The organism is Vitreimonas flagellata (assembly GCF_004634425.1).
In the GTDB taxonomy this organism is placed as follows: domain Bacteria; phylum Pseudomonadota; class Alphaproteobacteria; order Caulobacterales; family Aquidulcibacteraceae; genus Vitreimonas; species Vitreimonas flagellata.
In genome coordinates, this window is sequence record NZ_SBJL01000001.1 from 1507434 (window position 1) to 1521115 (window position 13682).

Annotated in this window: 15 protein-coding genes; 10 read left to right on the forward strand and 5 right to left on the reverse strand. The window is 64.4% G+C overall.

Annotation, left to right across the window (positions count from 1 at the left end; all coding sequences use genetic code 11):
* Positions 1-43 precede the first annotated feature (43 nt).
* The 5 genes from EPJ54_RS07845 to EPJ54_RS07865 are packed head-to-tail and all read left to right on the forward strand — an operon-like array spanning position 44 to position 4017.
* Positions 44-790, forward strand: a complete 747-nt coding sequence (locus EPJ54_RS07845) for a cell division ATP-binding protein FtsE (RefSeq protein ID WP_135211084.1) — start codon at positions 44-46, stop codon at positions 788-790.
* The gene (locus EPJ54_RS07850) at positions 787-1647 is read left to right on the forward strand and encodes an FtsX-like permease family protein (protein ID WP_135211085.1); all 861 of its coding nucleotides are present in this window, start codon (positions 787-789) and stop codon (positions 1645-1647) included. Before EPJ54_RS07845 ends, EPJ54_RS07850 begins: the two co-directional genes overlap by 4 nt.
* Complete coding sequence (locus tag EPJ54_RS07855; RefSeq protein WP_135211086.1) at positions 1647-2279, forward strand: YdcF family protein; 633 nt, start codon at positions 1647-1649, stop codon at positions 2277-2279. The genes EPJ54_RS07850 and EPJ54_RS07855 overlap by 1 nt, the downstream gene beginning before the upstream one ends.
* Positions 2276-3016 (forward strand): lysophospholipid acyltransferase family protein, encoded by a 741-nt coding sequence (locus EPJ54_RS07860; RefSeq protein ID WP_135211087.1) that lies wholly within the window; start codon positions 2276-2278, stop codon positions 3014-3016. Before EPJ54_RS07855 ends, EPJ54_RS07860 begins: the two co-directional genes overlap by 4 nt.
* Positions 3013-4017 (forward strand): DUF2125 domain-containing protein, encoded by a 1005-nt coding sequence (locus tag EPJ54_RS07865; RefSeq protein WP_135211088.1) that lies wholly within the window; start codon positions 3013-3015, stop codon positions 4015-4017. Before EPJ54_RS07860 ends, EPJ54_RS07865 begins: the two co-directional genes overlap by 4 nt.
* A 114-nt stretch (positions 4018-4131) precedes the next feature.
* Here EPJ54_RS07865 and EPJ54_RS07870 read toward each other — a convergent pair whose 3' ends face one another.
* Positions 4132-5049, reverse strand: coding sequence for a prephenate/arogenate dehydrogenase family protein (locus EPJ54_RS07870; protein ID WP_135211089.1), 918 nt, complete (start codon positions 5047-5049; stop codon positions 4132-4134).
* Positions 5050-5051: 2 nt separating this feature from the next.
* A complete protein-coding gene (locus tag EPJ54_RS07875) occupies positions 5052-5888 on the reverse strand; it encodes a chorismate mutase (protein ID WP_135211090.1) in 837 nt (278 codons plus the stop codon).
* A 95-nt stretch (positions 5889-5983) separates the two neighbouring features.
* On the opposite strand from EPJ54_RS07875, the gene metX reads away from it, so the two are divergent.
* From metX to EPJ54_RS07890, 3 genes are read left to right on the forward strand one after another with little or no spacing between them, the layout of a single operon-like run.
* Positions 5984-7150: a homoserine O-acetyltransferase MetX gene (metX, locus tag EPJ54_RS07880; RefSeq protein WP_135211091.1), complete on the forward strand. Its 1167-nt coding sequence runs from the start codon at positions 5984-5986 to the stop codon at positions 7148-7150.
* Positions 7150-7782, forward strand: a complete 633-nt coding sequence (locus EPJ54_RS07885; RefSeq protein ID WP_135211092.1) for a methionine biosynthesis protein MetW — start codon at positions 7150-7152, stop codon at positions 7780-7782. The genes metX and EPJ54_RS07885 overlap by 1 nt, the downstream gene beginning before the upstream one ends.
* Positions 7783-7788: 6 nt before the next feature.
* Complete coding sequence (locus EPJ54_RS07890) at positions 7789-8883, forward strand: DUF2235 domain-containing protein (protein ID WP_135211093.1); 1095 nt, start codon at positions 7789-7791, stop codon at positions 8881-8883.
* On the opposite strand, the gene EPJ54_RS07895 is transcribed toward EPJ54_RS07890, so the two are convergent.
* From EPJ54_RS07895 to EPJ54_RS07905, 3 genes are all read right to left on the reverse strand, one after another.
* Positions 8880-10136, reverse strand: coding sequence for an acetyltransferase domain-containing protein (locus tag EPJ54_RS07895; RefSeq protein ID WP_135211094.1), 1257 nt, complete (start codon positions 10134-10136; stop codon positions 8880-8882). The genes EPJ54_RS07890 and EPJ54_RS07895 overlap by 4 nt on opposite strands.
* 76 nt (positions 10137-10212) lie before the next feature.
* The gene (locus EPJ54_RS07900) at positions 10213-10830 is read right to left on the reverse strand and encodes a ChrR family anti-sigma-E factor (protein ID WP_167755624.1); all 618 of its coding nucleotides are present in this window, start codon (positions 10828-10830) and stop codon (positions 10213-10215) included.
* The gene (locus EPJ54_RS07905) at positions 10827-11384 is read right to left on the reverse strand and encodes an RNA polymerase sigma factor (RefSeq protein WP_239590799.1); all 558 of its coding nucleotides are present in this window, start codon (positions 11382-11384) and stop codon (positions 10827-10829) included. Before EPJ54_RS07905 ends, EPJ54_RS07900 begins: the two co-directional genes overlap by 4 nt.
* 185 nt (positions 11385-11569) lie before the next feature.
* On the opposite strand from EPJ54_RS07905, the gene EPJ54_RS07910 reads away from it, so the two are divergent.
* On the forward strand, positions 11570-12922 hold the full coding sequence (locus EPJ54_RS07910; RefSeq protein WP_135211097.1) for an NAD(P)/FAD-dependent oxidoreductase: 1353 nt from the start codon (positions 11570-11572) through the stop codon (positions 12920-12922).
* On the forward strand, positions 12919-13674 hold the full coding sequence (locus tag EPJ54_RS07915; RefSeq protein WP_135211098.1) for a DUF1365 domain-containing protein: 756 nt from the start codon (positions 12919-12921) through the stop codon (positions 13672-13674). The genes EPJ54_RS07910 and EPJ54_RS07915 overlap by 4 nt, the downstream gene beginning before the upstream one ends.
* Positions 13675-13682: the final 8 nt, after the last annotated feature.

Genomic DNA, 13682 nt, shown 5'->3' on the forward strand with positions numbered 1-13682 from the left:
GTGACTGATTTTGGTGCCTTGATTCTAATAAATTTGTCTAGTCATGGCTCGATCTAACCTCGTGGACATAGACCTCTACGAGCGCGGCGCCGTCGTGCGTTTCGCGGGCGTCGACGCGGGCTATGGCGCAGCCACCGTTTTGGTGGGCGTGGATTTCGAAGCGCGCGCCGGCGAAGTCTCGCTCGTCACGGGCCCCGCCGCCGCTGGCAAGACTACGTTCACGCACCTCTTGCGGCTAGCGCTTGAGCCCCGCTCTGGACGCGCTGTAATGTTGGGCGTCGACATCGCTCGCGCCAGTGCGCGCGCCAAGGCGAATTTGAAAAAGCGCATCGGCTATGTGGCTGAAAACCCAGTGTTCGTTGAGCATTGGAGCGCGTTCGACAACATCGCCATGCCGCTGCGCCTGATGGGTCAGAGGCCGCGCGACTACGATCAGGACGTGCAAGAACTTGTGGATTTCGTCGGCCTCGGCGACGCCGCTGATCTCACCATCGAAAAACTTTCGAATGCGGAACGACGTCGCGTCGCCATAGCCCGCGCGCTCGCCGCGAAGCCGACACTCATCCTCGCCGACGATCCAACAGCCGGCATGTCGCCCGCGGACGGGCGGCGCGTTGTGCGTTTGTTAACGGAGATGCGACGCGTCGGCGCTGCAATTGTGATCACGAGCCAGGACGAAACCCTAGCCGATGTCGGCCCGATCCTGCGCTGGCGCATGGATCGCGGCCACCTCTCCCGCATCGGCTACGAAGCGGCCGACGATGCGGAGGATGCGGAGGATTATGAATGAGGCGGGCGCTGCCGGGGGTTGAACGGGCGCTGTTCTGGACGCTCGTGTTCGCCGCGTTCGCGGCGGTGGCTGTGGCGTTGGGCGCGCGCGCGGCCGACCGCATCGCAGTGAGCTACGAGCAACAACGCACCAATTACGCCATCGTCCGCGTCATCGCCCCCGAGGGCGAAGAAGCCATCACGGCCGCCCAAACCGCGCTCAACACCGCCCCGCACGTAACGAGCGCCGCGCCCATGACGGCAGGTCGCGCCGCGGCACTGCTCCAGCAATGGGGCGGCTCGGATGTGGCCGCTGAGGATTTGCCGCCGCTGCGCCTGTTCGAGATCGAACTGGCCCCCGCCGAAGCCCAGGTCGACGTGAATGGCGACATCGTCGCCGCCCTCGCCCAGGGCGGGGTCACGGCCGAAGTCGTCGGCGCGCCGGACACTGGCTCCGGCGGAGGTCTGGCGGGAATCGTTCGTCAGATCGCGCTTTGGGGCGCGGCGGCGTTCGCGGTTTTGATGGCGGTGATCGTCTGGCTTGCGGCGCGCGGGCTGGCGGCGCGGCGGCGCGAAATGGTCACCGTCATGTGTGACCTGGGCGCGACCCAAGGCGAAACCGCGGGCCGGATTGCCGACGAAGCGGCCATGACCGGGCTCGTTGCTGGCGTCGTTGGCGGCGTGCTGGCCGGAATCACGGCGCTTGTCGTGTTGATGCTGGCCATTCCTGGCGTGCAGCTTGAAACTCTGCGCGACATGATTCTGCCGATCGATCTTCTCCCCATCGCCGCAGCGCCCATCGGCGTCGCCATCGCCGCCGGCGCTGGCGCGCGTGCGGCCGCGGCCACGATCCATCGGCAGGCCGCGAGGCTGGGCTGATGCGTTCAATATTGCTGTGGGCTGCGCTCTTGGGAGTCGTCGCGTTTCTTGGCGGCTTCTGGAGCTTCGCGACGCGCGTGCGCACTGAAGCGCCCGAGCCGCCGCAGGCGCAAGCCATCGTCGCACTCACCGGCGGCTCGCTGGAGCGACTCTCAACCGGCGTGCGTTTGCTTGAAGAGCAAAAAGGCGAGCGGCTCTTGATCTCTGGCGTCAACCGCATCGTCACCGATGACGAGCTTTACGCCGTGCTCAACGTCGATCCCGAACTTGGCGCATGCTGCATCGATCTTGGCCGGCGCGCGGAAGATACGCTCGGCAATGCGTCGGAGACGGCGTCCTGGGCGCGCGAGCGGCGCTACACGCAGCTCATTCTCGTCACCGACGATTATCACATGCCGCGCTCGTACGCGGAACTCTCGCTGGCGATGCCCGAAGCGCAAATCTACGCCTACCCGGTGCGCACACGTTTTACCGATCCCGCGCTCTGGCGCAGCGATTGGCCAACAGCCAGCCGGCTCGTCTCGGAATACGTGAAATACCTTGTCATTCGCGGTCGTGAGGCGTTGATCAGCCTGGGCACGCCCGAGGAAGAGGCGCCGCAGGACGAGACAAAGGCCGACGCACCCGCATGAGACTCATCCGCTCCATCATCTTCGTCATCTGGCTCTACGCTTCGATGGCCGTGGTCGGTTTGACGTTGTGGCCGTTCGTGCTGATGGACGAGCGTCACGTCTGGACCGCACTCCGCTCATGGGGCCGCGCGACAGTGTGGGGCCTGCGCTGGATCGTGGGCGCACGTGTTTCGTTTGAAGGCTTAGAGCATGTGCCGCAAGGCGGCGCGCTGATCGCGATGAAGCACCAATCCATGCTCGACACGGTGGCGCCTGCGCTGTTTTTGTCGCGCCCTGTCTATGTATACAAAGCCGAGCTCGGCGGCACGCCAGTGATGGGCGCATACCTCAAGAAAAATCAAATCGCGGTGGATCGTGGTGGCTACGCGAAGGCGTTGAAAAGCATTGTGCGCGGCGCGCGCGTTGCAGTCGCCAAGGGCGGCCAAGTGCTGATCTTCCCGGAAGGCACGCGCCAAGAAGTCGATGCGCCACCGGACTACAAGCCGGGCATTGCCGCGATGTACAAGGACCTTGGCATTCCGGTCACGCCCGTCGCCTGCAACACCGGACTCATCTGGAAGCCAAAGGGCATCATGCGCAGCCCCGGCCACGTCACTTTCAAAGTGTTGCCGGCCATTCCGCCCGGCCTGCCGCGCGAGGAATTCATGCGTGAACTTGAAGAGCGGATCGAAAGCGAGAGCCAAGCGTTATTGCCGCCCGAGAAGCGGCGCAAAGCGCAACCAGCGGCGGCGGCATGAACAAAAAATATCTCTGGCTGGCCATTCCGTGGGCGGTCGCTCTGCTGCTCGCGGGCGGCTGGGCGCTCTATTGGAACACTGTCGCCGGCGAAGCCGAACGCCGCTTGAATGCAGCGATCGCTGAACAGCAAGCGGATGGCGCCACGGCAAGCATTGGCTCGATCTCGCGTCACGGCTTTCCCGCCATCATGCGCTTGCAGCTCAATGAAGTGTCGTACGCCCCCGCTCGCGGCGGCTGGCGCGCGCGCACCGATCGCGTCGACCTGCACATCAATCTGATGAACACCGAGCACGTGACGATCAAAGCTGAGGCGCCGATCGCCATCGCGCGCGAAGATGGGTCGGTCACCAATGTCGCGGCCGACACGATCATCGGCAGCTTCCGCACCGCCAACGGCGCGCTCGCGCAAGCCGGCGTCGAAGCCGACAATATGACTCTTGATGATCCGAACGAAGACGGCGTGCTCACTGCACGCAAGCTCGTCATCAATGTGCGCCCAGATGCCCGCGCGGCGGGCGAGTATCAATTGTCGTTCGACGCAACCGAGCTTCTGCTGCCGCGCCCGGTGCGCAGTTTCGAGGCGTTCGGCCAAGAGGTTGCGGCGCTCCGCGCGGCGATCGTGATCGAGCAAGGCGCTGCCCTTCTTGAGTCCGCACCAGGCGATCCAACAGGTCCGTGGCGCGAAGCGGGCGGGCGTTTGCGCTTTGAAGCGCTGGCCCTGAATTGGGGACCATTGCAGGCCACCGGCACAGGCTTCGGCGGCCTCGATTCCGAGCGCCGCCTCACCGGCGATCTGGAACTCCCGATCGAAGAACCCGCACCGATTTTCACCGCTCTCGCACAGGCGCCCGACACCAGCGAAGACGCGCGCCGCGCCTTAGGTCTCCTCGCCGCCGCCTTCGCCATCAGCGGCGACGACATCGATCTCGATGTGGAAGCGGAAGGCGGTGTGCTGCGGCTCGAAGGGCTCAGCGTGCGCGAGCTGCCGCCTGTTTACTAGAGCGGTTTTCGGTTGTCGGGATTCGGGGTTCGGGACGCCTCGGGGATAATTCCGCGCGCGACCACGGCCACCGCCGCCCCCGAAAACCGATCCCCGAACACCGAAACCGAACCCTTAGTTCTCCCGCCCCCAGTTCGGCGCAGCCGTGTCTTGGCCGGCATCGATAACTTCGCGACGCATCCGGCGGGCGCGGTCGAAGAGGTCGTAGAGTGTCTTGCCGTCGCCCCAGCGGATCGCGCGCTGCAAAGCCGCAAGGTCTTCCGAAAAACGGCCGAGCACTTCCAGCACCGCTTCGCGATTGTTCAAAAACACATCGCGCCACATCGTCGGATCGGACGCCGCGATGCGCGTGAAGTCGCGGAAACCTGACGCGGAATATTTCACCACTTCACTTTCGGTGACGCTCTCAAGATCTTCCGCCATCGCGACGATGTTGAATGCGATCAAGTGCGGCAAATGGCTGACGACCGCGAGCACAACGTCGTGCCGCTCCGCATCCATGCGCTCCACATTCGCGCCAAGCGCGCGCCAGAACGCTTCGAGCTTATCGACAGCCTGCGCGTATTCCGGCCGCGTATCTTCAAGCGGCGTCAAAATATGCCAGCGGCCTTTGAACAGCGTAGAAAAACCCGCGTCCGGCCCCGAATGCTCCGTACCGGCAATCGGATGGCCTGGCACGTGGAAGGCATGCGCCGGCACGTGTGTGTTCGTCGCGGAGATCACCGCGCCCTTCACCGAACCCACGTCGGTGACGATTGCGCCGGGCTTCAATCCCGGCGCAGCAGCTTCAAGCGCATAGCCCATCGCGCCGACGGGCGTTGCGAGCACAACGAGGTCGGCGCCGGCGACCGCGCTCGCCGCGTCATCGAACACCTCGCCAATCGCCAATTCGCGCAGCCGCGCCCGCGCCGCTTCACTTGCGTCGTAGAGCGCGACCGAGCCCGCCGCGCCAAATTCCGCCGCGCCGCGCGCTATGGATGCGCCAATAAGGCCAACGCCGATGATGGCGATGCGATCGAATACCTGGGTCATGTTCAAACGCGCGCGTAGGAGCCGAGCACGCGCACGCTATCGAGGCCCGCACGCGACAGCATCGCTGCACGCGGATCATCGAGTGCAACGAAACCGTCAACGCGCACCAGCACGCGCGGCTCGGCGCGCGCAATCTCCTTGCCGACCAAGCCCGCTTCGTTCAGCGCACGCTGCAAACGGTGATGCGGATCGAACGCCAGCAACAACGACACATCGCCGCCCGCCGCCTCATTCGGGCTCGCCGCAAACAAGGCCGCCTCCGGCTCTTCGCCCGCGCCAAGCAAAGGCAGACCGGCGATCAGATGCAGACTGTGGAAGCGCCGCTCCGTCAGCGCCGGCCACCACGCGCCAACGCCCGGTGCGGACGGCCATGACGTCACCGCAACGATCGTCTCGGGATTCTCAGCCGCTTTCTGCAGCGCCAGCTGCGGCTCGCCCAAATCCTTGATCCGCGTTCGGGCGCCGAAATGACGCCGCGCCACATCGAACAAACGCGCCGGATCGCCGCGTCCGCCCCCGACCACGACATCGATCACACGCTGGCGGCGCAGACCCGCCGTCATCAAGGCGCGCCACTGCTCCAGCACGAATTCACGATCGAGCGGCGCCGGCGCATTCGCCATTAACCGTCTCAGCATCGCCACTTCGCGCCCAGGGCGCAGCGGCAGGCCGGTTTGATTGGCTTTCAGCGCCGTCAGTTTGTCGGCCTGCTGCAAGCGTTGCGCGAACAGCGCAAGCAATTGATCGTCGATCTTGTCGATCTCATTGCGGATCGGTTCGAGCGGATCGCCAGGAGGGGTGACGTCATTCATACCGCCGCGACCATAACGACCTTTCACGCCGCTCGCCAATCTCCGCGCCAGATGCGCGTCATTAACAGGGAGCTGCTCTCCCGGGGGATGCTTAACCGGCGACGCAGTTTATACATTCGCGGATGATTCACGCAGGCGGAGCGGCGGCGGCGAAGCTTCAGGCGGCTGGGGGCGTACGCACCCTGGCTTTTGAGGCGAATGCAGCGCTGCAACTTTCCAGCGGGGAAACGCTCTCCCCGCTTTCGATCGCTTTCGAAACGTACGGCGCATTGAACGCCGAACGCACAAATGCAGTGCTGGTATGCCATTCGCTGACAGGCGACCAATTCGTGGCCGGCCCAAACCCGATCACGGGACGCCCCGCGTGGTGGCCGCGCATCGTCGGCCCCGGCCGCCCGATCGACACCAATCGATTTTTCGTCGTTTGCACTAATGTGCTCGGCGGCTCGATGGGCACGACAGGCCCCGGCTCGCCTGCCGCCGATGGCCAACCGTACGGTCTGCGTTTCCCGCCGATCAGCATCGCCGACACCGTGCGCGCCCAAAGCATGCTGGTCGAAGCGCTCGGCATTCAGAGCCTCTTCCTTGTCATCGGCCCCGGCATGGGCGGCATGCAGGCGCTGAATTGGGCGAGCGCCTATCCGCGCCGTGTGTTTGCGTGCGCGACCGTTGCGGCCGCCGCGGCACAGTCCGCGCAGAACATCGCCTTCGCCGAACTCGGCCGCCAAGCGATCATGGCCGATCCTGATTGGCGAAATGGCAGTTATCTCCAACACGGCGTGCGCCCGAACAAAGGCGCCAATGTCGCGCGCACAGCGACATTGATCGCGGGCCTGCCCGAGAGCGACGTGCGCGCGAAATTCGACAGCGCCCGCGCCAAGGAGCGTTTCTCCTTCGCGCTCGACAGCGCCGAAGCGCCGCGCGTGCCGAACGGCGGCTTTGTCGATCGCTTCGACGCCAACTCGTTCCTCTATCTCTCGCGCGCGATGGACGCCTTCGATCTCGGCGCCGATTTCGGCGGGCGCTTGGCCAATGCGTTCCAAGGCGGCGCGACGCGTCACGCCGTGTTCGCCTTCACCAGCGACTGGCGCTATCCGCCCGAAGAAAGCCGCGCCGTGGCGCGCGCTCTGATCGCTGGCGGCGCCGAAACCTCTTACGTCGAAATCCAAACCGAAGCCGGCCACGACGCCTATCTCGGCGAAGAGCCGGCGTTTGAATCGGCGCTCACCGGCTTCATCGATTCTGCCGCCACCGCGCGCGGCCTGGCGCTGCACGGAGGGGCCGGCTGATGGCGCAACTCGAACTGGTTCATCCAGCGCCTATCGATCTCGACGCACCGTTGAGCGCGCGCGGCGATCACAACATCATCGCCCAGATGGTCGATGACGGCGCGCGCGTGCTCGATATCGGCAGCGGCGACGGCGCACTGATCACCTTACTCACCCGCGAAGGCGCCAAAGCGCGCGGCTTGGAGATCGATCCGGCCAAGGTTCATGGCTGCGTGAAGCGTGGCCTGTCCGTCGTGCAAGGCGATGCGGATCGCGATCTCGCCGCTTTTCCGAGCGCCAGCTTCGAATACGTCGTGTTCTCGCGCTCCCTGCAACGCCTACGCGATCCAGAGGCGGCGCTGCGCGAAGCCGCGCGCATCGGCGAACGCGTCATCGTCACGATTGCCAATTCAGGCCATTGGAGCGGGCGCTTCGAGCTCATGTTCGGCGGCCGCATCAACAAAGCGCGGCGCGGGCGTGAAATTCTGCACCCCATGAGCGTGCGCGATTTCGTGGCGTTGGCGCGCGGCATGCGCATGAGCGTGGAGCGGGCAGTCCCGCTCTCGCGCAACAAGCCGGGGGCGCCGTTCGCCAAAGTGCTCTGGCGCGCCAATTGGTTCGCCGAAGAAGCCGTCTTCCTGCTGACGCCGTAGGCACGCATGAAGCGCCTCGTCATTTGCTGCGACGGCACTTGGCAACACCTTTACGGCGACGCGCTCACCAATGTCGCGCTGACAGCGCGCGCGGTCTCTTCACGTGACGCGCACGGCCATCCGCAGATCGTGTTCTATTCAGCGGGCGTCGGCGCCTCGGTTGATGGCCTCAGTCTCTGGCAAGGCATGACCGGCGCCGATCTCGACGACAATTTGCTCGAAGCCTGGACGTTCTTGAATCTCAATTACGAGCCCGGCGATCAGCTCTATCTTTTCGGCTTTTCGCGCGGCGCCTACACCGTCCGCAGCTTGGCCGGCCTGCTGCGCAAAATCGGCATTCTGCGCCGGGCGCACGTCGACAAGGCGCGCGAGGCGCTCGAAATCTATCGCCACCGCACCATCAGCGCCGACAGCCCTGAAACAGATCGTTTCCGCCGTGCGCACGCAATTGCGTGGCCGAGGTTGGCTGCACCGTTCACCGCGCCGCCCGTCGATCTGCGCATCCGCTATCTCGGCGTCTGGGACACGGTGGGCTCACTCGGCATTCCGCGTGTGCTGCCGATCTCGCTTGGGCTGAACAAGCAATACGAGTTTCACGACACAGCGCTTTCGCGCTCCGTCGAACACGCACGCCATGCCGTCGCCATAGATGAGCGTCGCGCAGCGTTTGCGCCGACGCTCTGGAGCAATGTCGACAGCTTCAACACGACGGGCGCGCCGGCGCGCGTGGCGCAAGCCTGGTTTCCCGGAGATCATGGCGGCGTTGGCGGCGGCGCCAATCGCGGGCTATCCAATTGTTCGCTGCTCTGGGTGCTCGAGGGGGCCGAAGCCGCCGGCCTCTGCATCGCGCGCGAGCCAGGTTCCGTGATCTCCAGCGCACTCGCCGACATCGATCCGATCAACGCCGCACTCAATGCACGCAAAGGCTTCTCGCTGCTTGGCGCCATGGGGTCACGCTGGCGCAAAGGCCTCAATCGCTTCGAAGACCTGCACGAGACCGCGCTGCTGCGCTGGGCCGGCAATGCGAAATATCGGCCGGCGCCGCTCGAGCCGTTTGCCGCGCAAATCACGGCATCGCTACGCCAGCAGCGCGCCGCTTAAAGATACGACAGCCACCAATCGCGCCGTCGCGCCTTCAACCGCTGCCAATAGCGGCAGACCGGATAGAGCAGCGCGAGCACAACCACCCAAGCCATATAAACCCAAGGCAGGGAAAAGCCGGCGCCAGCAAGTTTCTCCGGCGCTGTGAACACGTTGATCATATAATTGAACAAGCCGCTCACATCATTGCCCGCCGCTGCGTTCGCCGCGATGGCGAGCAGATGGATGAGATAGACGTGCAGCAGGTAGAAGAAGAACGGCACCGCGCCGAACGTGTTCAGCACCGATTGCACCATCTTCGGCAATCGCGTCAGCAGCGGCCAGAGAGTCAGCACGATGCCCAACGTCACCAACGTGAATTGCAGTGAGGGCGGATATTTCTGCACGTCCAGAAACACCATCAGCATCGCGCCCCAGCTCGTCTGCAGGCGCCAATCCTTCCAATCGCCCTCCGGCCCCGTCGGGAACGACGGATCGCCATAGACCATCGCCAAACGCAGCGCCAAGAACGCCGCGAGCATGGCGAGGCCGAGATAGAGAATGTTGCGGTCGCGCTTCTCTGATTTGTCGGCGAACACCTCGCCTAGACCATAGCCAAGGGCTGCGATGCCGATCCACGGCAGAATCGGATACGCGAACAGACCAATCGGTTGCTCGCCCACAAACACCGGCCCGCCATCGTGCAGGAAGAGCCACAGAGTCTGCGCCAGGCCCGTCAGTTCGCGCGCATCGATCGGATCGAGCGCATTGTGCCCGAGCGTGATCACGACGCCGATCGCCAGCACCGCCACGCGCGGCAACCACACGAGCGCGGCCAGCGCGATCATGCACCAGCCGATGGCCCAGATCACTTGCAGGAAGAACGGGTACGGGAAGCCGAAATTCCAGCCGAAGCTCAGCACCGTGATCTCAAGAAAGATCAGCCACAGCCCGCGCGTGAACAGGAAGCGCGAAAGGCTCGGCATCGCCTTGCCGTTGACGAATTGCAGGTAGGCCGACACGCCAGAGAGAAACACGAAGGTCGGCGCGCAGAGGTGCGTGATCCAGCGCGTCGCGTAGAGCGCGGGCGTCGTTGTGGCCGGATCGAGCAGATTGCCGCCGATCCCGGCCATGCCCGGCCCGCCCAGAAAATAATCGCGCACGTGGTCCAAGGCCATCAAGACGATGACGAGGCCGCGCAGCATGTCGATTTGCGCGATGCGCGTGCGCGCGTCGTATGATGCTGGCGTCGCAGCCGTTGCGTGTGCTGTCATTGCTCTAGTCCGCCCGCTTTTCAGCGGTAGGACTATGCCTCAGGTCACGCCCAGACGCGACAGCAACGTAACAAATTCAGACGTCCGCGTAGGCGAAGGCCAAGCGACCCAGCAGGCCTTGCGGCTGCAGCCGCCCCTCGGTCGCGAACAGGCACACGCACGCCTCGTCGCCCTGCACCACCGGCTGGTGGTTCACGTCGTGATCGGTGGCGGCGAAATCTCCGGCGCGGAAAAGCCCCAGCTCGTCGCGATAGGCGCCCTTCAGCACTGTACAAAATTCGGCGCCGGAATGTTCGTGCCGGGCCGTCGGCATGCCGGGCGCGACCGAGAGCACATAGACCCGGTTCGTCCGCGCATGCGGCGTCTCCACCGCCGCGACCCACACGCCCGGCGCCACCCATTTCCGCGGCTTCAGCGTCAGGCGTTCGGCGAACGGGCGGCGATCCATCGCCAGCTTCTCGGGTGCGGCGCCATCGAGCCGCGACATCACGCGCGACAGCGCATCATCGCCCATCGCGGCGTCATCGATCTCGCACAAGGCGTCGCCGGAAATCGCCTCATAGCTCGCGACCTGCCGACGGCACTGCGCGCAGCCGTCGACGTGCGCGGCGACGACGAGGCCAAAGCCTGGCTCCAAAACGCCGGAGGCGTAGGCCGCCAAAATATCTGCGGAAGGGTGGTGTTGCCCGCTCACTTCATCTGCTCCCAATGCGCGCGCAGCTTTATGAGCGCCAGCCGCAAGCGCGATTTCACTGTGCCGAGCGGTAAAGACAAATGCTCGGCTATTTCCGAATGCGGCCGATCCTCAAAGAAGGAGAGCCGCACCACTTGTTTCTGCTCTTCAGACAGAAGCTCCAACGCCTCCGCCATCTGCGCTTCGGTCTGCACCCGAGACACCGCGTCATCGGGAAGCTCCTCGTCGCTCGCCTCGTCGATGATCAACGTGTCGCGATACGCCAGTTCAACCCGTTCGCGCCGGAGTTTGTCGATCCAGGCATTCCGCGCCACCACGTAAATCCATGTCGACGCCTTCGCCTTGGCTGGATCGAACGACGCCGCGCGCCGCCAGATCGACACCATTACGTCCTGCGCCAGATCCTCCGCTGCTGCGCCACGCGCGCCGAGCTTGATCAAATAGCCCTTCACCTTCGAGGCGTAGCGACCGAACAGGCTCGAAAACGCCACGCGATTGCCGGCCGCGATCTGCGTCAGCAACGCCTCGTCCGAAATATCGGCGCAATCATCCACGTTAACCGCACCCCTCCGCCGCGGCATCGGGACCGTACGGATTGAGCCGGGAGAGTAGTCCAGCGCGCGCATGGAACCGATTACGCGCTGCCTTCGGGTTTGGATCAGTGTGAACCATGCCGCCACGCGGGCCGTAAAAGCCCTCGAACCAGCCGAACCTCGCTGCGCTGGAGTGGGAACAGATAATGGCCTTTACCTCCAGCCTCGCCGAACCCCGGCAAAGTATCGCCGTGATCGGCTCGGGCATAGCGGGAATGTCCGCCGCTTGGCTGCTGAGCCAGAAGCACGATGTCACGGTGTATGAGAAGAACGGCCGGCTTGGCGGGCACTCGAATACGGTTATCGTCAACACGAGCGCGGGCTCGACGCCCGTCGACACCGGCTTCATCGTCTTCAACGACGCGACGTATCCCAACCTGATCGCTCTCTTCGATCACCTCGGCGTCGCAACGAAATCCTCGGATATGTCGTTCGGCGTGTCGCTGAACGGCGGACGCACGGAATATTCGTCCAACGACACCTCCGCGTTTCTCTGTGGCGGCCGCAACCTGATCAGCCCACGCTTCTGGTCTATGACGCTCGACCTGCTGCGCTTCTATCGCGACGCGCCAGCTGAGCTTCGCGAGACGCGCGAGGACATGATCTCGCTCGGTGAGTATCTGAAGCGCCGCGGCTATGGCGACGCGTTCCAGAACGATCACCTGCTGCCGCAAGCCGCCGCGATCTGGTCGGCGTCGATGGCGGAAATCCACAATTACCCCGCCTGCGCCTTCGTGCGCTTCTTCGAGAACCACGGTTTGCTGAAGCTCAAAGGCCGCCCGAAATGGCGCACTGTCGAAGGCGGCAGCCGCGCTTATGTGGAGAAGCTTACGGCGGCCTACGCGGATCGCGTACGACTGAACGCTGGCGCAGTTTCCGTGCAGCGCGATGGCGCGGGCGCTTGGGTGCGCGACGCCAACGGCGAAGCGCAGCGCTACGACGCTGTCGTGATTGCCACGCACGGCGACGAAGCCCTGGCGATGCTGGACGACCCGAGCGCGGAAGAGCGCGCACTGCTGGGCGCATTTCGCTACAGCAAAAATCGCGCAATCCTGCACACCGATCCCGCTTTGATGCCACGCCGCCAAGCGCAATGGTCGAGCTGGAATTATGTCGGCGACAATCCCGAGGGCGGCTGCGTTGTGTCCTATTGGATGAACAAGCTGCAGCGCATCGAAAGCCGCGAGCAAATCTTCCTCACGCTCAACCCACGCACCATGCCGCGCGCCGAAACCATGCTCTACGACACCGAATACGAGCACCCGCTCTTCAACGCCGCCGCCATCCGCGCACAGGAACAGCTCTGGTCGCTGCAAGGCGTGCGCAACACTTGGTTCTGCGGCGCGCATTTCGGCGCCGGTTTCCATGAAGACGGCCTGCAATCCGGTCTTGCCGTCGCCGAGCAGCTTGGCGGCGTGCGGCGACCTTGGAATGTCGCGGACGAATCCGGCCGCATTCATCTCGGCCCGCCGCCAGTACGGCCAGCCATCGCTGCATGAACTCAGCGCTCTATATCGGCCACGTCGCGCACAACCGCCCCGGCAAACACCGGCTGCGCTATAGCGTGTTCATGCTCGCGGTCGATTTGGATGAGCTGAGCGCGCTTGATCTGCGCCTTCTAAAGCACAATCGCGGCGCACTACTCTCGCTCAAGGATCGCGATCACGGCGCACGCATCGATGCGTCGCTGAAGCCGCAGATCGAATCCAAGCTGCGTGAAGCCGGCATCGCTTGGGACGGCGGGCAGATCTTCATGCTGACGATGCCGCGCCTCTTCAACTACGTGTTCAACCCGCTCACCGTGTATTTCTGCACCCGCCGCGATGGCGAACTCGCGGCCCTCGTCCACGAAGTCGCCAATACGTTCGGCGAGCAGCATTTCTACGTGCTCCCGCCCGCGCGCCAGGAGAACGGCATCGTCACCCAATCCTGCGCCAAGGATTTCTTCGTCTCGCCCTTCCTCGAAATGGATCTGCGCTACGAGTTTCACATCCTGCCGCCGGGCGAAGACGTCACCGTCGCCATGATCGTCAAACGCGGCGCGCAGATTGCGCTCACAGCCTGGTTCGCCGGCAAACGCCGCCCGCTCACGGACGCGGCACTCTTCCGCGCTTGGCTCGGCAATCCGCTGATGACGTTCAAAGTCATCGCCGGCATCCATTGGGAAGCGCTCAAGATGATGCTGAAAGGCGTGCGTTTTCTCGGCCGCGGCGGCGCGCACGCGAACCCACAAACAAAAGCGGCGGCGTGATCGCTCAC